Here is a 17,949-nt window from a genome sequence, read left to right as displayed (position 1 = left end):
CGTGACCATTGATGATAAATGGCATCATCAATGGCATTAAAGAAAACATATCTTAAAGACTTTACCTATAACTGGTTCTAAATACCGACTAATTAGAGCAGAAGTTATTACATTTCTTAATACCGTTAAGATAATCTTCTGGGAGCACACAAAATGACTCAATGTCATGACAAAGACACATAGTAATTGAGTATTTGAGTCGGCGCAGCATGCGTTTTTATAACTTGGTACTTTTTAGTCTAAGCGCATTCCCTATCACTGATACCGAACTAAAACTCATTGCGGCAGCGGCAATCATCGGCGATAACAATAAGCCAAACAAGGGGTAGAGTATTCCAGCGGCGATTGGTACACCGAGTGAGTTGTAAATAAAAGCAAAGAACAGGTTTTGTCGGATGTTTTTCATCACTGCACGGCTTAGATGTCTGGCACGAACTATGCCTTGAAGGTCGCCTTTAACCAGAGTCACACCGGCACTTTCCATGGCAACATCTGTTCCTGTTCCCATCGCAATACCAACATGAGCTTGAGCGAGCGCTGGTGCATCATTGATGCCATCTCCTGCCATTGCAACGATATGCCCATTCTCCTGTAATTGTTTCACCACCTGTGCTTTTTTCTCTGGCAATACATCAGCTTCTACCCGATCGATACCTAATTTTCTTGCAACTGCCTCTGCCGTCTTTTGGTTATCACCAGTTAGCATCACAATAGTAAGGCCTTCTTTATGCAGCGCATCAATTGCATCAGCGGTGGTTTCTTTGATTTGGTCTGCGACACTAATCAAACCAGCGGCTTCTTTATCAATAATAATATACATTACCGTTTCGCCATCTTTACGCAATTGGTTGGCTTGTTCGGGAAGTTTGCCTGTATCAACATCAAGCTCCTCACACAATTTTTGATTACCGATAGCGACTAGCTGTTTATTAATCATTCCTTTAACGCCACGCCCGGTTAGCGACTCAAAATCACTTACTTTGGTAAAAGGCAAACCTTTGTCTTTTGCTGCTGCTACTATGGCTTCAGCCAATGGGTGCTCACTAGCCTGCTCCAGACTAGCAATAGCTCCTAATAGCTCTGCTTCATCATGGTTTCCTTGTGGGTAGATGCCAGATAAACGCGGTTTGCCCTCTGTCAGAGTCCCTGTTTTATCCACCACCAAAGTATCGACTTTCTCCAGAATTTCCAGGGATTCAGCATTTTTGATTAGTACGCCAGCTGATGCACCTTTACCGGTACCTACCATGATCGACATTGGCGTTGCCAGGCCTAAGGCACAGGGGCAGGCAATAATCAGTACTGCAACGGCATTAATAACGGCATAAGCCAATGCAGGTGTTGGGCCAAATAGCCACCAGACAATAAAAGTGATTATCGCCGCCCCAACTACAGCTGGTACAAAGTAACCAGCAACAGTGTCAGCAAGTTTTTGAATAGGAGCACGTGAGCGTTGTGCTTCTGAAACCATTTTGACAATTTGTGAAAGCAATGTATCTGCACCAACCTTTTCTGCTATGACTAAAATACTGCCTGTGCCGTTGACCGTTGCACCAATTACGCTATCACCTATTTGTTTAGCAACAGGAATTGGCTCGCCAGTGATCATTGATTCATCAACATTACTTTCACCTTCGGTGACACTCCCATCGACCGGGATTTTTTCTCCGGGTCGTACTCGTAGAATATCTCCTGTCTGTACATTTTCCAGCGGAACGTCTTCTTCTTGTCCATCACTATTGATACGACGCACCGTTTTAGGAGCTAGTTCCAATAAGGCTTTGATAGCCGCATTGGTACTACTACGCGCTCTGAGTTCTAGCACTTGACCCATCAGTACTAACACGGTAATTACCGCAGCTGCCTCAAAATAGACAGGGACCGTTCCATCTGCATGCTGCATCGTTAGTGGAAAAATACCTGGAAATAATAATGCAATAACACTGTAACCCCAGGCGACAGAAACGCCCATACCTATCAGTGTAAACATATTTAGATTCCATGTTTTAACTGACTGCCATGCGCGAACAAAGAACGGCCATCCAGCCCATAAAACTATAGGTGTAGCTAAAATAAATTCTAGCCATTGCACCAATTTCATCGGTAAACTTTGAGGTAACCACTGTGGAGCCATATCTGCAACCATTGCCAGTACAAATACGATAAAAGCTGGAACCATGCTGTAGCGAAAACGACGAGTCATATCTTCGAGTTCTTCATTCTTTTCTTCTACAGTAATTGTCATTGGCTCTAAAGCCATCCCACATTTTGGACATGAGCCAGGATGGTCCTGAATGATTTCAGGATGCATGGGACAGGTATATTGTGTTTTGGTAGCCGCCAGAGAAATCGTTTCAGGCTCCAGACCCATGCCACATTTGGGGCAACTTCCCATACCTTTTTGACGAATTTCGGGATGCATCGGACAAGTATAAATACTTGAATTATCGTTATCTTTTACAGGCTCAGGTGATCTCTCTTGGAGATAATGCTCTGGGTCGCCCTTGAATTTGATTAAACAGTGTTCACTGCAAAAAAAGTAATCTTTATGTGCATGCTGATGATGATGTTTACTGTTCTCAGTGACATCCATTCCACAAACTGGATCTTTTAGATTTTCAGAGTTTTGTGATTGCATACGAATCTCCCGTAAATTAAGTCACTATGATAGTTTCTGATGCTTCTTTTCTGTTTCTGTATCGGGCGAAACAAAAGACTCGATAAGGTGACAAACAGAAAGACCCTCTGATTTAGAATCAGGCATGTCAGACCACTGTTCGAGTGCTGCTTCCATACGATCCTGTAACTCAAGAAGCTCTTCCAAGTGATGTCTATTTTCTACTATTCGGTGTTGTAATAACTCTCTAACTCTTGGGCAAGGAGACTTACCTTCATCCCTATCATGCATAATTTCTTGTATTTCATGCAGGGAAAAACCTAGTGCTTTTGCCTGACGAATAAATCGCAACCAACTTACTTCACTGGATTTGTACTGTCGATATCCATTTTCTGGATTACGGGTTGGTGAAAGCAAGCCCATACGAGTGTAATAACGAACAGCATCTGGAGTTACTCCGCTTAGCTTTGCTAATACTGCTACTGTCATCATGATTTCTCCCTCTGTTTTAAAATTTAGCTACTCCAACAAGTTGTTAGGTTTAATCTCATCTTAAAAATTCTAATCTAGCTTAAACACTCAAATCTTTTCTTTTTTGTTCGAACTCTTCTTTATCAATTTCACCTTTTGCATAACGATCCTTAACAATATCGAGTGCAGTTTTCTGATTGTTGGATGTGTTTTTTCCATTAGATGACATTACTTTTGCGCCCCAGAAAATGGCGACAATTAGCGCTATCCAGAATATCCACATAAATCCACCTCCGAACCAATGTTGTCCACCATACATAATATTATCTCACCTCTTTTAATTGCATCTCGGAATATGATAAATCTTAAATCTGTGTTTAACACACAGGTCAAGGACTAATTATTTGTTATCTCTAACTCCTGTTTTACATGTTCAAGTCTACTTTTAACTTCCTTGGCTAATTGTCTTATATCATCCCGATTGACCAGAGTTAAAACTGCTTCTGGGTCCATGAAAGCTACGGTAATCGATGCATCTTCCTCTTCGCGCACAACTACATTGCAAGGAAGCAATAAACCAATATCGGGTTCTGCTTCTAAAGCCTGATGTGCGAGAGAAGGATTACATGCTCCTAAAATTTTGTATGGGCGTTGGTCAATATCAAGCTTCTCTTTTAACGTAGCTTGTACATCGATTTCTGTAAGTACACCGAAGCCTTCTACTTTGAGTGCATCGATAACTTGTTGCTCTACGGTGCTCATGTTTCCTTTTAAATTTGTTGAAAAGCTATACATGGTTGTTTCCTCTGTAAATAAAATTGCGGTTAATTAATTACTATCTTTTTAATCGTTGTCTATTAACTATTAATGTAAGTTAAGTTTAGTACCTATGTGTTACACACAGGTCAACGGTTGTTTAACACATCATAGAATCAGTTCTTAGATAGATTTAAAAGAATTCTGAAAATATATGGGATTAATAAAGTAAAATCCCTAAATCATAAAAAAGTGCTTAAAAGGTGGGGGGTGCCTTTTTATGTTAACTTATTACAGCTATATCACTTTGTGGTTTAGCTAATTGCATATAACGAAAGCGTAAGCCCCCGCTTGTACGGTTTTCTAAATGAATTTCACCGCCTAACAGCTTTGATATTTCATGGCTAATGGACAGACCTAGTCCGTTACCTGGCTTATTACTTTCATTCACCCGATAAAAAGCCTGCATGACTTGTTCCAACTCTACTTCTGGTATCCCAATACCATTATCTTCAACTAAAAAAACCGCTTTGTTTTTTTCTAGATAAAGGCTGATATCCACCTTGCCTCCAGGTGAAGAATAGTGAATTGCATTATCAATAGCGTTATACACCAATTGACTTAAACGCCCTTGCTGATCATTTACACTTATGTTCTCATCATATCGTACCATGCCAAGATCTATGTCAGATGCTTCTGCCATAAGGTAAAGGTCTGCCATAGCATCCTCAACAATTTGGTTAAATGATACTTTCTGTACAACGTACTCACCTTCATTTTGTAAACGAGCAAGATCAAGCAGCTGGGTTACTAATCTACGAAGACGTTCCAAGCTTTTTTGTAACTGTTTTAGACTTTCTTGTCCCAGGTTAGTTTCATTTGCTTGAGATAGCGTTTCTACCTGCAAAGATAAAGCTGTAAGGGGTGTACGTAATTCGTGGGCTGCATCTGCTATAAAACGCTGCTGCTTATTAATTGTCCCTTCAATTCTTTCTAATAAAGTATTAATTGAATGCACGAATGGTGAAATTTCTATTGGTATATTATTCTCTGAGAGTTTTTCAAGATTTACGCCATCTTGTCGATCCATTAATTTAGTCAACTTACCTAGCGAACGAAATTGCCGTCTGAGAATTCGATTAATAATAAACAACATTAAACTTGCTAATAAAGCTATCGGTAAAAACACACTTAGAATAGTATTAATTGCAATGTTGTCTCGCAGTTGAGTCTGTTGCGAAATAGAAAAGCGGCGATGCGATATGGGTTGTGTGACTACTAATACTCTCCAGTTTTCATTATCAAGTTCTAGCGAATGGAGCCCATCTGTTATATCTAATGGGATAATGGGAATATGTTGCTTCTTACCTAATTCATTAAGGATAATAGTGTCTTTATTAACATCATGATGAAGTGTAGAGGAATCATTAAGTTTTCCTTGGCTTATCAATGTGGCGATTTGAATTAGTGTTTGGTCTTGTAATTCTCTTAAATGATAAAACGCTAATCCTCCTGAAATAATTCCTCCGAGAAAAATAAATGTAACCGCAGTCAATATGATCCAATGATTCAATTCATGTTGTAATGAATTCTGTTTAATCATTTAATAACCATCCATCCTATGCCTCGGATATTTTTAATGGCGTCTTTACCTATTTTAGCTCGCAATGCATGAATAATGTATCCTATAGCATCGCTAGATACTTCTTCATTCCAGCCGTAAACAGCTTGTTCAAGGTTGGCTCGTCTAAAAATAGTGCCTGGGCGCAACATTAATGTATGGAGTAAAGCAAACTCTCTAGCAGAGAGAGCATGTATTTGATTGTCACGGCTCACTTCGCAAGTTGATGGGTTGAGTTCAAGGAAAGAATTACTAATGATAGGGTTTGCAATCCCGTTGTTGCGACGCACTACCGCTCGAATTCGAGCATGTAATTCAGCAATAGAAAATGGCTTAACTAAATAATCATCAGCACCATTGTCTAACCCTATTATCCTGTCCTCAATGGAATCCCTGGCTGTTATTACAATTACAGGTATGCTCTTGTTACTGCTGCGTAATGATTCAAGAACTTCTAGACCACTTTTCTTTGGTAAGCCTAAATCCAGTAGTACTAATGAATAGTCTTCAGCCATTAATGATGCAAGTGCTAGCTCACCATCTTGTACCCAATCAACAGCTGAAGAAGTCTTATTAAGAGTGTCTTTAACTGCTTGACCTATAGCTTCATCATCTTCAACCAACAAGATACGCATAGATTAATAGTCCTTTTTTTCTATAAGATTAATGCTGATTAAAAAAAACATGAAAGAGCCCCTTTTCGAGAGGAGCTCTTTTATAGTTACTTAATAAACTTTTTATCTTCTTCCACTAGGAAAAAGCTCTTCAGAATAAGCTTCTTCATGTCCATGCTTCATATAATTCACTTTCATGTTAGATTTTCTGATACCAGTGTTATCATAAAGTCCAGCTTGTGCTTCATGCTTATGCTTCATTTTCTGAGTAGTCGTATTAGAGCCAAACGATGTTGCTGAGTGATTTGAATACTTATCGTGTTCAGCTTGGTCACCAGCTAGGACAGGCTGGCCTAAAAAGAATGAAGTAAGTAATGCTGCTGTGAAAATAGTTTTATTTAAGTGTTTCATGTTTGTATCCTTGTTTAGTTTAATTTAATTATTTGACGCGTTTCGTTTTGCGTTAAATTAATAATAAAACCTCAAACTTAGCTAACACATAGGAAGACCAAAAATTATTAATTATTTTCAAACTTAACTTGGGTTACGTTCTTTCCAAGCCATATAAATATTGTTAGGCCACAAACTCATAACATAGGCAAGAACCTCTTCTTTTTGCTTATCTGTTAGACTATCTTTAAATTGAGGCATAGTCCCTCCTAGAGGAATCCCTCCGTTATTGATCGTCCGTAATAAAGCTTCCTTGGAGTGATGCCATGTATGCGCAGTTCCGTTTAGGGGTGGTGCAGGATAAGTGTCATTTGCTAATGGTTTACGCCAATCCTCAGCCAGGCCCTGGCCTTTGTCTCCGTGGCAAGTTGCACAGTTATCCTTGAAAACTTGTCTACCACGCATTGACTGTGATGATGTATACCAGCGTTTGCTGTTGTTCTGGACAATTTCCGTTTCTTTTTTTTTCGTGACTTTTTTAGCTTCTGAAGCGCTATCTCTGTCGCAGGAAACTATTATTAGAGACATCAAAGACACCGCTGTGATTACTAGAAATTTGTTTAACATTGTTTTTTCCTTTTAGTGGCTATTTATTTATAAATAAAATCTCTTAAGTAACTGATTGTGTGGAACATATTCCTCAATAAGTACCCCTTTTCTCTAAGAATTGATGGTGCTCCTGAAAAACGATGTTTTTACCTAAGGCATAGCTTTAGTTACACAACAACAAACTGTCCCATCATGCCTTGGTCTTCGTGCTCTAAAATATGACAGTGATACATATAAGGTGTTTGGGAATCAGAATATTCAGGGAATTTCATGATTATTCTAACTTTCTCATTGCTTTGAACGAGGACGACATCCTTTAACCCTGATTCACTTGGATGTGGTCTTTTTCCATTCCTATCTAAAATACGAAATTGCACATTGTGAACATGAAATGGATGGGCCATTGGGGAGCTATTTCCAATTTCCCAAATCTCAGTAGTATTGCGTTTTGTCTGAAAATCTATACGCTTGATATCCATCGATTTACTATTAATCTGAAACATGCTTGTGCCGCTGTTGCCAGCCCCAGCCATGTTACCCATCATCCCCATGCCACCCCCCATCATTCCCATTTGTAGATCAAACTTTCGTCTCGTAACTGCTGATTTGGGGTTTAAAGCTAAAGTATTGTTACGTAATTCTATGGGTATTTTTCGGGGTGATTGTTTCGCCTGACTGGCATCAATCAGCATGATATTCATTTCCGGACTGCTATTCATCATGCGCATCATTGGCATCATGCCGCCACCTGACGTTGCCAGGCTTTTTAACATAATTTGTTTTTTATCAGAAACATCCACTAGGATTTCTACCCTCTCTGCAGCAGCTAGCCTGACTTCATTGGTTTGAAAGGGCCTAGGTAAAAATCCACAATCACTGGCGATTATATGAAATAGTCTTGCATCACTAAAAGCCAGTCGATACGTTCTGGCATTAGAGCCATTATGTAACCTCAGCCTTAAAAGAGTACTCTTTGCCTTAAGTGTAGGTGTAACAACACCGTTGACTAAAATTGTTGATCCCTGCATACCCATCATACGATCTGGCATAGCAGTCAAATAACTCAATGAGCCATCGCGATTAAAACGACGATCCTGAATGGTACATGGTATGTCATCAACACCATACTCACTTGGCAAGCCGAGCAGATCACTACTTTCATCGTCAACAATAAATAGTCCCGCAAGGCCATGATAAACCTGTGGGCCAGTTTTATGCAGTGCATGAGAGTGATACCAAAGTGTGCTGGCTTCTTGACGAATCTTAAATTGTGGACTCCATGTTTGCCCCAGTTTGATGAACTGGTGCGGGCCGCCATCCATGTTCGCTGGCAAAGTCATGCCATGCCAGTGCAAGGTCGTAACTTCATTTATTTTATTGGTTACATTTATTTTTACTGTATCACCTCGTTTAGCTCGAAGTACCGGACCCAGGTAGTTTTGATTGATTCCCAATGTAGGCGTATTGACTCCATTAAAGAACATGGTTTGCCCAGCATTAATCGATAGATTAAATGTCACCTGATTGCCTTCACGAGTGCCTGTATCCATTGGAGGCACTACAAAGGCATTGCCTTTATTGACAATGGATTTAGCCATTAGTGATGGGCTAAAGGGTATTAGTAAACCTGCTGTCGCGGCGGCCTTAACAAAATTTCTTCGTGTTATTTTTGTAATTGACTTACTCATGGTTATGCCTTTAAAAGTTTAAGTATTTACTAACTAATCTAATGATCATGGACTTTCACTAGTGACTGTTATAAACAGTAGGGTTAGCGCCTTTTTTTATTGCCAGTACGTTGTAGTTATCTTTTCGAGGACCTTCCATACCGGGTGATCCCATTGGCATTCCGGGAACAGCTAAACCATGGATATCAGGCTTTTCAGCTAACATTTTTTTGATATCTTCAGCGGGTACGTGACCTTCAACGACATAATTGCCAATTTTTGCGGTATGGCAGGATTGGAATTGCGGTTCAATTCCGTATTCTCTCTTTATAGAATCAAGGTTATTAAGGTTTTTGGCTTCTACGACAAAGCCATTACTTTCGAGATGCTTGACCCATTTACTGCAACAACCACAAGTGGGACTTTTATAAACCGTTAGCATTGGTAATGCAGTATTTGCATTAATTTGACTTGGATTAAATAAAACAATAACTGCAACTATTGAAAGTAGGCTAATGGTCAAAGTTTCACTCAATACTTTATGTTTAAATAGTTTTTTCATAACTGTTTTTCCTTTTTTAAATAGACTGGCTCCAAAATGTTAAGCCAGTCTAAAATTAAGATTAGAACCAAGCTTTGATACCGAGAACTAACTGTGTATCTGAAACATCCTCACCTTCATCTCTAGCAATATCAGCAGTCTTACCAAATTTACTCGAATACTCAACGCCAACATAAGGCGCGAATTGACGGGTAAATTCATAACGGAGACGTAAGCCTAAGCTACCATCTGATAAGCCTGAGCCAATTCCAAGTTCTGGGTCATCTTTACCGTATAGGTTCAACTCTAACTCAGGTGCTAATACTAGTTTTTGCGTCAGCATCATTTCGTATTCACTTTGTAATCGGAAAGCCGACCTACCATTCTCTCCAATAAATAAAGCGGCATCTGTTTCAAAATAATAAGGTGCTAGTCCTTTGAAACCTGCGACTGCCCAATTACGACTTTCAGGTTTGAAATCTTTGCGCAAACCTACTTGGAAATCCCAGTATGGATCTACAGCTCGGCTATATAGGGCTTGTAATTCAAACTCCTCAGTTTCACCATTAACGCGCTCACCCTCTGTTTTAAACCAGAATTTATTTATATCTTTGCCAACCCATGCTTCTGCTTCCCAAGTGACTGGGTTACTATCATCAGCATCGTGAACTTCTAACAATTCTAGGTTAAATTTAGTGAGAATAGGATCGTCTTCCATCTTAGGCTTCTTAAATAGATAAGGAATATCCGTAGCCGCAGAGCCATCACTAACTGGTATTGATGGTTTGTTCATTTTGCTGTGGTCCATCTTCATGCCAGGCATCGCCATCTTAGAGTGATCCATTTCTCCAGCAGGCATAGCCATCTTCGAATGATCCATTTTAGAGTGGTTCATCTTCTTTGCAGGCATAGCCATCTTAGAATGATCCATTTTGGAGTGGTCCATCTTCTTTGCAGGCATAGCCATCTTAGAATGATCCATTTTAGAGTGGTCCATTTTCTTCGCAGGCATAACCATCTTAGAGTGATCCATAGCTTTAGATTTACACGCTGCCATTTGCGCATGCATTGGGTCTGAACAATCCATTGCCGCTAACGCAACTGGTGATCCCAATACACCTAAAATTAGGCTACTGACTTTAATGTTTGTTTTTGTATTCATGTTTATTCCCTTTATGAAACGACTACGCGGCGGAACATACTTTTCATGTGATATAGCATGTGGCAGTGATAAGCCCACTGTCCCCTGGCGTCAGCTGTTACCAAATAACTCACTTTGGCGCCTGGTTGATTAACGATTGTGTGCTTTTTTGGTAGATAATTATCGTCACCACTTTCAAGCTCACTCCACATTCCGTGAAGATGTACTGGATGATTCATCATCGTGTCGTTAATCAAAGTAAATCTCACGCGTTCACCAAACTTCAAACCTATTGGTTTTGCATCCTTATATGCAACTCCGTTGATAGACCACATATAACGACTCATATTTCCTGTCATATGTAATTCAATTTCCCGGTTTGGTCCGCGTTTATCTTGAGTTGGATAATAGTTACGAAGATCAGCGTAAGTTAACACTCGCCGTCCGTTGTTACGAAGACCAACGCCGGGGTCATCCAATCGTACTTTCGGCCCAGAAGCCATCATGTCGGTCTGTACGCCACGTTTAACATCTACACGTGGTTTGGCAGCCGCCATACTACCCATATCCATAGCACTATGATCCATTCCTGCCATAGCGGGATCACTCATATCCATGCCGCCCATATCCATGCCCATATCGGTATGAGTTAAAATTGGCCCGACATCCATAGCAGGTGCTTTGGCTTTTTGCCCATTACTCGTTAAGGTGCCAAAAGCATAGCCAGAACGATCGATTGTTTGCGCAAATATGGCATGAGATCCTTGAGTAGGTTGGACTATGACATCATAGGTTTCTGCTACACCTATACGGAATTCATCTATACCTTTTACGGGCTTAACATATTGTCCGTCAGAGGCGATGACTTCCATTTTTACACCAGGAATGCGTATATCAAAGAAGGTCATTGCAGAGCCATTAATAAAACGTAGGCGCACGCGTTCACCGGGTTTGAAGCTACCCATCCAACCTTCATTGGGTGTTTTTCCATTGGTCAAAAAGGTATAAGTCATGCCTGTGACATCAGATAAGTCGCGGTCACTCATGCGCATCTGATTCCACATATCTCTACTTTTCTTCGCCTTACTTAAACCCATTTGTTTCACTTCTTTAGTGAAATCAGACAAAGTTCTTTCGCGCGTATTGTAGTAGTGGCTCATTTTCTTAAGCTTGGCATAAACAGCATCAGGTTTTTCGTCAGTCCAATCTGATAGCAACACTACATAGTCGCGATCAAAACTTACTACATCATTATTTCTTGGTTCGATAACGATCGAACCATACATACCTGTTTGTTCTTGAAAGCCAGAGTGACTGTGATACCAGTAAGTACCGTTTTGTATTGCCTTAAACTTATAAATATAAGTTTCGCCAGGCGCTATACCATCAAAACTAAGGCCCGGGACGCCATCCATCGTATATGGCAAGATCAAGCCATGCCAATGGATAGAAGAGCTGACAGCCATTTTATTGGTAACCCTAATCGTAATATCATCACCTTCACGCATTCGTAAAGTGGGCGCGGGGATTGAGCCATTAATGGCTGTTGCAACTCTGGTTTGACCTGTAAAGTTAACCATCACCTCTTCAATTGTCATATCGAAGACAGGCCCATCGAGTACTGGAACTTCTTGCATCACTTGCTTGGATGCAAGCACGCTACTTGACATCAAACCTAGACTAGCGAGTACTCCACCAGAGCTTAGCCCTTGTACAAAGCGTCTACGATTTAAGTCGAGGATATTTTTATTTTCGTTTTTCATTATTTATCCCTATTAAATTAATCAGAGTGACTGTTTTTTTTGTCGTTATGACCATCTGTTTTGTTGGTTTTGTGATGATCATCCTCGTTAGAATGTAATGAGGAACTTTGCCCCATCATTGCCTTCATGTCTGCTTCACTCATGTTCGAGTGATCCATATCGGCCATACTTGCTTTATTCATTTTGGAATGATCCATACCAGCCATATTTCCTTTGCCGTTTGGGTTTTCGAGGGTTTGAATGTAGTTCACCACATCCCATCTTTGAGTCTGATTAAGGGAAGATTTCCAAGCTGGCATAGCACCTCTACCATTTGCGATTTTCCACTCAAAATCCCCATCAGGATGATTTCCCGCCATAATGGTTAAGTCTGTAGGTTTAGGATTTAGGTTTGCGCCAACAGGACCATCGCCTTTAGCGGTTGCGCCATGACATGAAGTACAATTTGTCATAAACACTTGTTTACCACGATCAAGTGAAGCTTGATCACTTTTGATAGGATTCACTCTTGCTGCAGCTTTTTTCGGTGACGCCCAATGCGCCCCACCTTGCCCACTTCCAGCATCTTGACCATGCCCACCTGCATGTTTGCCTTCCGCAAACACATATGACAAAGATACAGTAGAGATTACGGCGCTCATTGCAACGCCAGATATAATTAATTTTTTCATTAGTAGTGTCTCGTTTTGGTTTTGTATAAAGCCAGCATCAAAGAAGCTGAAGCTTAAATTTATTATTTTTCTAAATTTTAAACGCAAGTGTGCGCAATCGCTTTAGATCAGCGATTTATAAGAAAAATTAAACGAGGGGTGGGGGGGTGTTAATTACCAGATATATTTTATAGAAATAAGCCAAATCAGATTTTGGCTGCTCAATATCGGTTGAATGGTAGATCGAGCTCACATCAGAAAATAGATAGGATGTAGTGCTTGCTAAGCAACCACTAGCGCAGAGTATGTCACTGCAACTTTTATCCATATCAGACATTTCGCAGTTCATGCTCATCTTTGATTTAGAATCAGTATGTGACATCACCATCTCAGTATTAGCATCTTCCATTTGCATACAATTACCCGTCATTCCCATCGCAACCGCAGATGGTATAAAGGCATTAAATGCAAAAATCAGGATTAAAATACGAAGAAACATAAATCAAGCATACCTTCAAATAAAAGAAACTGTCAAGGTCGTAAGGATATACGACAGATTTGTAAGCTTCAGATGCAACAAAGTCATATGAAAGCTTAGAGCTTCGTGAAAGGCTTTGGTTCAGATAAAAAATACCTCCCCACCTTTTAGCCATCTTTTTATCTTCCTGCTATTTCTAATTCAAAATAACGATAAAATAAATACAATGTGAATATTATAATTTCTTTCAAAATCAATCATAGATTCATCCTTTAAATCTGTTGTAGTAAAAAGATACAACCAAGATTTAATACTGAGGAACAGCTTTCTTTAGGTCCCTATAATCTGAAAACGCGTGGTTTTATGACTTATATCATCCTTTTATATTTTATAAATATTTAACCGCATCTAAAACAAAACCATAACGTATGAAAGCATAAGACAATGAATTTTAACTTATAACAAAAGGGGACTTATTAACCAAGACATAACGAGTTTTAAACAGGAGGATATAAGAACATGTCTAATTTAAAACGATATCAAAACCCTGAGTTATTCGAACAACTCGCCATAGAGTACGCCCTTGGATCACTGCATGGTCGATCCAGAAGACGATTTGAAATCTTAATGGAAACACACTTCTATTTGCGTGCTGTTGTAGAGGCTTACGAGAATATATTTGCATACCTGGTTGAGCTATTACCAGAAGAACACCCTTCCATTGAAGTGTGGAATAATATTGAAACACATATAAAATCTTCCCCCAAAACTCAGGCAATTAATAAAAAACTTCCGTGGTGGAATACAGGCTATTTTAAACGAGGCTTAGGTCTGGCTACAATGACATTGATTGTCACCACAGTTTTACTGTTTAATCCAATGAGCAGAACACCAACGGTAAGCGCTTATAATGCTGTGCTTGAGTCTGATTCAAATGAGCTAATAGCCATTACCAAAATCAAAAAATCTGACATGAAGCTATCCATTGAACTCATCAAACCTGTTCTGGTTTCATATGATATGGAACTAGTACTCTGGTGTCACCCTAAACGGGGTGGAATGCCAATGAAAATGGGTACAGTCTTTAGTACAGGTAGAACTGAAATTAAAATTAGCCAGAACGAATGGCAGAATATGAAAGATGTTGGGATACTTGCTATTAGCGTTGAGCGTAAAGATAAAACCAATATTAGAGAACCAAGCGGGGAACCTATATTAATAGGACACTTAAAAGAAGCTAATATTGAGGACGTGACTTACTAGTCAAATACCTCCAGTATTTTAAGTAGAAAGAATTAGTGTTAACTCTGGGGGTGCTAATAAAAGATCAAATGGTAACTTGAAATAAAATCACAACAGTAGTGTCTATTAACTTATAAATTAATAGACACTGTAGAAATAGGGCGCTAACCTGTCTATTAAATCCTTTTTTCTTACTTAGTAGACTGTAAATCTACTAATCGACTTAATAGACACTTTTATGCGCCAGTTTGGATACGCTCGTGTATCAACGAGTCAACAATCACTAGATATTCAAATTAAACGTCTTAAAGAAGAAGGTATAAAAGCATCTCGAATATTTAGTGATAAATCGACAGGAAGTAAATTAGATAGAAAAGGCTTAGATTTACTTAAAGTAAAAGTAGAAGAGGGTGATGTTGTAATTGTTACCAAACTGGATCGACTTGGAAGAGATACAGCAGATATGATTAAACTCATAAAAGAGTTTGATAATATGGGGGTTGCAATAAAGTTTTTAAGTGATGGAATCTCCACTGAGGGTTCTATGGGAAAAATGGTTGTCACAATATTGTCAGCTGTTGCTCAAGCAGAAAGAGAGCGTATTTTAGAAAGAACAAATGAAGGACGTATAGAAGCTAAATCTAAGGGTGTAAAATTTGGTAGAAAACGTACAATTGATCGAGATAAGGTTAAAGAATATAAAGCTAGAGGAATAGGGGCTTCGCAAATTTCAAAAGAACTTAATATTGGAAGATCAACTGTCTATAAAATACTATCTAGTCTTAAATAATCAATAGGAATATATAAAGGAAAAGAATTAGATAGTAAAGAAATGTGGGACAACTTTGTTCGGAGTGTAATATATTAAACAAATAAAAATAATTGTTGTGAATAACAGACTTTAAATTATTTATTTCAATCAACTGATAGAGGGGCTTATATGAGTGGAACAAGTAAAATAGAATGGACAGAACGTACCTGGAATCCTGTAACTGGCTGTACAAAAATTTCTGCAGGGTGCAAGTATTGTTATGCAGAAAGTATGGCACATCGTTTAAAGGCAATGGGTACAAATGGATATGAGAATGGCTTTGAATTATCTCTTATGCCTGAAAGACTGAGTGAACCATTAAATAGACGCTCTCCAACAATTTACTTTGTAAACTCTATGAGTGATTTATTTCATGAAGGTGTTCCAGATGACTACATTGAAATGATTATCGAAGTGATATCTAGAACTCCGCAACATACATATCAAATATTAACTAAAAGACCAGAACGTATGGTTTCTTTTTTTGAAAATAGGATAATTCCCAAAAATGCATGGTTAGGGGTGACTGTTGAGAATGAAAAGGAAGGTAAACCTAGAATAGATCTATTACGACAAGTAAAAGCTCATATACGTTTTTTATCTATTGAGCCGTTATTAGAAAATGTTTCACCTTTAAATTTATCTGGAATAAATTGGGTAATAGTTGGAGGTGAATCAGGAGCAAATGCGCGTCCTATGAAAGGTGAATGGGTCGAGTCTATTAAAGATGATTGTCAATCATATGATGTCAGATTCTTTTTTAAGCAATGGGGTCGCTACGGTGCTGATGGCGTAGCAAGAAGTAAAAAAGCAAACGGTCGTAAGTTTAATGGTATGACTTGGGATGACATGCCTAATCCATCACAATATAATGGTGAAATACACGACTAGGAAACATTTTTCATGGCAAGTAATAAGGAATATAAATGGGATTATAACGATCCAGATATACTTGAGCCACACACAGATGCTAAATTAAGAATTATTCAAAAATACACTGAAAGGTATGTGGATACCCTCAATACAACCCCTAGACAAGATGTGTTGAGACTTACTATAGTTGATGGGTTTTGTGGTGGAGGAATTTATAAAACCCCGGATACGGGTGAAATAGCTTTTGGTTCCCCAATTATAGCTAGAGAAGCAGTTGAAAAAGCTGAAAAAACAATTAATTTGAATAGGATAAAACCTTTTGTAGTAGACGCTGATTATTTCTATATAGATAAAAAGTCAGAAGCAATAAACTGCTTGAACAAAGTGTTAAAAGATAAAGGGTTTGATGACGATAAAACAAAAGTGTACCAGTCTTCGTTTGATGAAAGAGTTGATGAAATTATTGAATTTATACAGAAGAAGGGTAGAGCACACAGATCTTTATTTATATTAGATCAATATGCATATAAAGACGTCTCTATAGTGACAATAAATAAAATTTTAAGAGAACTAAAGAATTCTGAGATAGTTTGCACAATTAACGTTGAATCTTTTTCTAAATATATGACAGATAAAGATGATCAGTCTAGAAACACCCTTAGCAGATACAATTTGCCAGATCCTTTTAAAGGAAAAACAATCGAGCAAATTAAAAGTCTTGGCAAAGTTGAATCAAATTTATTCATTCAATCAGCTTGGGTTCAAAATCTAGTGCAAGAAGCATCAGTACCATTTTATCGACCATTCTTTATACGATCTGGTAGTGGTTATGGTAACTATTTATTGCTTCATTTCTCAAAACATTATCGTGCTAGTGATGTCATGACACAAATCCACTGGGCTGAACATGATAACTTCATAAATTTTCTAGGACCTGGTTTAGATATGTTCAACTGTCTTGTTCATGAGTCAAAAGAACAATTTAAGGGACATTTATTTGATAACAATAATATAAAAGAAAGCACGAGAGTGATGACAGAACAAATACCTGAAATTATTTATCAAAATGATCATGGCCTGACTCTTGAAACCTTTTTTGCTACAACTTGTAACTTTACACCTGCACATTGGGGAATGTACCAAGAAGTTATTTTTAAGTTATTTCAAGAAAAAGAATTAGAAATAATTACATCTAGTGGTGGTACGAGACAGGTTGCCAATACAATTAAAACTACTGATATTATCCGTCCACCAAGCAATTACCCCATAAGATTTTTATAACAAAGTCCAATACAAATGGCCTATTTTTCTGTTGATTTTTTATAGGCTAACTCTAAATTTCTACAATGTTTTTTACTTTTAGGATATAAAAAATATCTAGTATTTTCTTGGACATGAAATTAAGTGCTTTAGTTTGAAATTAAAGGGGCTAGTTGGAGAAAGTTAAGCAGTTTAGTTGGACGTTTATGTCAAAAGGTGTACAAAGGTGGGTATCAAAGGTTTATGGTTGAACTTCCTGATGGACTTGAAATTGCAAGAGAACGAAGTAGTTTAAAAGCTTGGAACAAAGCTAAAGATTGGATTTTAGATACAGAGAACATCCAATACAATAATATAGATAAAAATGGTTGTTCTCATCTAATAAATATTTCACGGTAGCGTTGTATTCCATTTCGTATCGCTGAGCATAACTACGAATCTTTGA

General features: G+C 38.4%; 19 protein-coding genes. 5 read left to right on the top strand and 14 right to left on the bottom strand.

Annotation, left to right across the window (positions count from 1 at the left end; translation table 11 throughout):
* Positions 1 to 217: 217 nt before the first annotated feature.
* From Q1A31_RS06935 to Q1A31_RS06870, 14 genes are all read right to left on the bottom strand, one after another.
* The gene (locus Q1A31_RS06935; RefSeq protein WP_299874281.1) at positions 218 to 2,638 is read right to left on the bottom strand and encodes a heavy metal translocating P-type ATPase; all 2,421 of its coding nucleotides are present in this window, start codon (positions 2,636 to 2,638) and stop codon (positions 218 to 220) included.
* 24 nt (positions 2,639 to 2,662) lie between these two features.
* On the bottom strand, positions 2,663 to 3,109 hold the full coding sequence (locus Q1A31_RS06930) for a MerR family transcriptional regulator (RefSeq protein WP_299874279.1): 447 nt from the start codon (positions 3,107 to 3,109) through the stop codon (positions 2,663 to 2,665).
* Positions 3,110 to 3,188: 79 nt separating this feature from the next.
* Complete coding sequence (locus Q1A31_RS06925; RefSeq protein ID WP_299874276.1) at positions 3,189 to 3,407, bottom strand: SHOCT domain-containing protein; 219 nt, start codon at positions 3,405 to 3,407, stop codon at positions 3,189 to 3,191.
* 77 nt (positions 3,408 to 3,484) lie between these two features.
* Positions 3,485 to 3,850 carry a DUF302 domain-containing protein gene (locus tag Q1A31_RS06920; RefSeq protein ID WP_299874273.1) on the bottom strand — a complete coding sequence of 122 codons (366 nt, stop codon included), beginning with the start codon at positions 3,848 to 3,850 and terminating at the stop codon, positions 3,485 to 3,487.
* A gap of 277 nt (positions 3,851 to 4,127) precedes the next feature.
* Entirely contained in the window at positions 4,128 to 5,447 is a 1,320-nt protein-coding gene (locus Q1A31_RS06915; protein WP_299874271.1) for an ATP-binding protein, read from the bottom strand.
* Positions 5,444 to 6,100 (bottom strand): response regulator transcription factor, encoded by a 657-nt coding sequence (locus Q1A31_RS06910; RefSeq protein WP_299874268.1) that lies wholly within the window; start codon positions 6,098 to 6,100, stop codon positions 5,444 to 5,446. The genes Q1A31_RS06915 and Q1A31_RS06910 overlap by 4 nt, the downstream gene beginning before the upstream one ends.
* Before the next feature lie 102 nt (positions 6,101 to 6,202).
* Positions 6,203 to 6,490: a hypothetical protein gene (locus Q1A31_RS06905; RefSeq protein ID WP_299874266.1), complete on the bottom strand. Its 288-nt coding sequence runs from the start codon at positions 6,488 to 6,490 to the stop codon at positions 6,203 to 6,205.
* Positions 6,491 to 6,613: 123 nt separating this feature from the next.
* Complete coding sequence (locus Q1A31_RS06900) at positions 6,614 to 7,096, bottom strand: cytochrome c (protein WP_299874263.1); 483 nt, start codon at positions 7,094 to 7,096, stop codon at positions 6,614 to 6,616.
* A 149-nt stretch (positions 7,097 to 7,245) separates the two neighbouring features.
* Positions 7,246 to 8,766 carry a multicopper oxidase family protein gene (locus Q1A31_RS06895; RefSeq protein ID WP_299874261.1) on the bottom strand — a complete coding sequence of 507 codons (1,521 nt, stop codon included), beginning with the start codon at positions 8,764 to 8,766 and terminating at the stop codon, positions 7,246 to 7,248.
* Between the two features lie 58 nt (positions 8,767 to 8,824).
* A complete protein-coding gene (locus Q1A31_RS06890) occupies positions 8,825 to 9,307 on the bottom strand; it encodes a DUF411 domain-containing protein (RefSeq protein WP_299874259.1) in 483 nt (160 codons plus the stop codon).
* A gap of 61 nt (positions 9,308 to 9,368) precedes the next feature.
* Positions 9,369 to 10,448, bottom strand: coding sequence for a copper resistance protein B (locus Q1A31_RS06885; protein WP_299874257.1), 1,080 nt, complete (start codon positions 10,446 to 10,448; stop codon positions 9,369 to 9,371).
* An 11-nt stretch (positions 10,449 to 10,459) separates the two neighbouring features.
* Positions 10,460 to 12,190, bottom strand: a complete 1,731-nt coding sequence (locus tag Q1A31_RS06880) for a copper resistance system multicopper oxidase (RefSeq protein WP_299874255.1) — start codon at positions 12,188 to 12,190, stop codon at positions 10,460 to 10,462.
* A gap of 17 nt (positions 12,191 to 12,207) precedes the next feature.
* Positions 12,208 to 12,861, bottom strand: a complete 654-nt coding sequence (locus Q1A31_RS06875) for a c-type cytochrome (protein WP_299874252.1) — start codon at positions 12,859 to 12,861, stop codon at positions 12,208 to 12,210.
* Between the two features lie 127 nt (positions 12,862 to 12,988).
* The gene (locus Q1A31_RS06870) at positions 12,989 to 13,339 is read right to left on the bottom strand and encodes a hypothetical protein (protein WP_299874250.1); all 351 of its coding nucleotides are present in this window, start codon (positions 13,337 to 13,339) and stop codon (positions 12,989 to 12,991) included.
* Between the two features lie 498 nt (positions 13,340 to 13,837).
* On the opposite strand from Q1A31_RS06870, the gene Q1A31_RS06865 reads away from it, so the two are divergent.
* The 5 genes from Q1A31_RS06865 to Q1A31_RS06845 all read left to right on the top strand — a co-directional run bounded on the left by Q1A31_RS06865 (position 13,838) and on the right by Q1A31_RS06845 (position 17,903).
* The gene (locus tag Q1A31_RS06865) at positions 13,838 to 14,581 is read left to right on the top strand and encodes a hypothetical protein (protein ID WP_299874247.1); all 744 of its coding nucleotides are present in this window, start codon (positions 13,838 to 13,840) and stop codon (positions 14,579 to 14,581) included.
* A 217-nt stretch (positions 14,582 to 14,798) separates the two neighbouring features.
* The gene (locus tag Q1A31_RS06860) at positions 14,799 to 15,350 is read left to right on the top strand and encodes a recombinase family protein (RefSeq protein WP_299874245.1); all 552 of its coding nucleotides are present in this window, start codon (positions 14,799 to 14,801) and stop codon (positions 15,348 to 15,350) included.
* A gap of 150 nt (positions 15,351 to 15,500) precedes the next feature.
* On the top strand, positions 15,501 to 16,262 hold the full coding sequence (locus Q1A31_RS06855; protein WP_299874243.1) for a DUF5131 family protein: 762 nt from the start codon (positions 15,501 to 15,503) through the stop codon (positions 16,260 to 16,262).
* Positions 16,263 to 16,274: 12 nt separating this feature from the next.
* The gene (locus Q1A31_RS06850; RefSeq protein ID WP_299874241.1) at positions 16,275 to 17,525 is read left to right on the top strand and encodes a three-Cys-motif partner protein TcmP; all 1,251 of its coding nucleotides are present in this window, start codon (positions 16,275 to 16,277) and stop codon (positions 17,523 to 17,525) included.
* Positions 17,526 to 17,747: 222 nt separating this feature from the next.
* On the top strand, positions 17,748 to 17,903 hold the full coding sequence (locus Q1A31_RS06845) for a hypothetical protein (RefSeq protein ID WP_299874238.1): 156 nt from the start codon (positions 17,748 to 17,750) through the stop codon (positions 17,901 to 17,903).
* Positions 17,904 to 17,949: the final 46 nt, after the last annotated feature.

The organism is uncultured Cocleimonas sp., from assembly GCF_947495625.1.
Lineage (GTDB): Bacteria > Pseudomonadota > Gammaproteobacteria > Thiotrichales > Thiotrichaceae > Cocleimonas.
The sequence above is the reverse complement of the archived record's forward strand: the minus strand, read 5'-3'. Positions and strand labels throughout refer to the sequence as shown.

Bases quoted from the DNA above. Each gene is read 5' to 3' on its own strand.
- Q1A31_RS06925 (WP_299874276.1), bottom strand. From the start codon at position 3,407: ATGTATGGTGGACAACATTGGTTCGGAGGTGGATTTATGTGGATATTC.
- Q1A31_RS06860 (WP_299874245.1), top strand. From the start codon at position 14,799: ATGCGCCAGTTTGGATACGCTCGTGTATCAACGAGTCAACAATCACTA.
- Q1A31_RS06920 (WP_299874273.1), bottom strand. From the start codon at position 3,850: ATGAGCACCGTAGAGCAACAAGTTATCGATGCACTCAAAGTAGAAGGC.
- Q1A31_RS06915 (WP_299874271.1), bottom strand. From the start codon at position 5,447: ATGATTAAACAGAATTCATTACAACATGAATTGAATCATTGGATCATA.
- Q1A31_RS06865 (WP_299874247.1), top strand. From the start codon at position 13,838: ATGTCTAATTTAAAACGATATCAAAACCCTGAGTTATTCGAACAACTC.
- Q1A31_RS06935 (WP_299874281.1), bottom strand. From the start codon at position 2,638: ATGCAATCACAAAACTCTGAAAATCTAAAAGATCCAGTTTGTGGAATG.
- Q1A31_RS06890 (WP_299874259.1), bottom strand. From the start codon at position 9,307: ATGAAAAAACTATTTAAACATAAAGTATTGAGTGAAACTTTGACCATT.
- Q1A31_RS06855 (WP_299874243.1), top strand. From the start codon at position 15,501: ATGAGTGGAACAAGTAAAATAGAATGGACAGAACGTACCTGGAATCCT.
- Q1A31_RS06880 (WP_299874255.1), bottom strand. From the start codon at position 12,190: ATGAAAAACGAAAATAAAAATATCCTCGACTTAAATCGTAGACGCTTT.
- Q1A31_RS06875 (WP_299874252.1), bottom strand. From the start codon at position 12,861: ATGAAAAAATTAATTATATCTGGCGTTGCAATGAGCGCCGTAATCTCT.
- Q1A31_RS06850 (WP_299874241.1), top strand. From the start codon at position 16,275: ATGGCAAGTAATAAGGAATATAAATGGGATTATAACGATCCAGATATA.
- Q1A31_RS06845 (WP_299874238.1), top strand. From the start codon at position 17,748: ATGGTTGAACTTCCTGATGGACTTGAAATTGCAAGAGAACGAAGTAGT.
- Q1A31_RS06930 (WP_299874279.1), bottom strand. From the start codon at position 3,109: ATGATGACAGTAGCAGTATTAGCAAAGCTAAGCGGAGTAACTCCAGAT.
- Q1A31_RS06895 (WP_299874261.1), bottom strand. From the start codon at position 8,766: ATGAGTAAGTCAATTACAAAAATAACACGAAGAAATTTTGTTAAGGCC.
- Q1A31_RS06870 (WP_299874250.1), bottom strand. From the start codon at position 13,339: ATGTTTCTTCGTATTTTAATCCTGATTTTTGCATTTAATGCCTTTATA.
- Q1A31_RS06905 (WP_299874266.1), bottom strand. From the start codon at position 6,490: ATGAAACACTTAAATAAAACTATTTTCACAGCAGCATTACTTACTTCA.
- Q1A31_RS06885 (WP_299874257.1), bottom strand. From the start codon at position 10,448: ATGAATACAAAAACAAACATTAAAGTCAGTAGCCTAATTTTAGGTGTA.
- Q1A31_RS06900 (WP_299874263.1), bottom strand. From the start codon at position 7,096: ATGTTAAACAAATTTCTAGTAATCACAGCGGTGTCTTTGATGTCTCTA.
- Q1A31_RS06910 (WP_299874268.1), bottom strand. From the start codon at position 6,100: ATGCGTATCTTGTTGGTTGAAGATGATGAAGCTATAGGTCAAGCAGTT.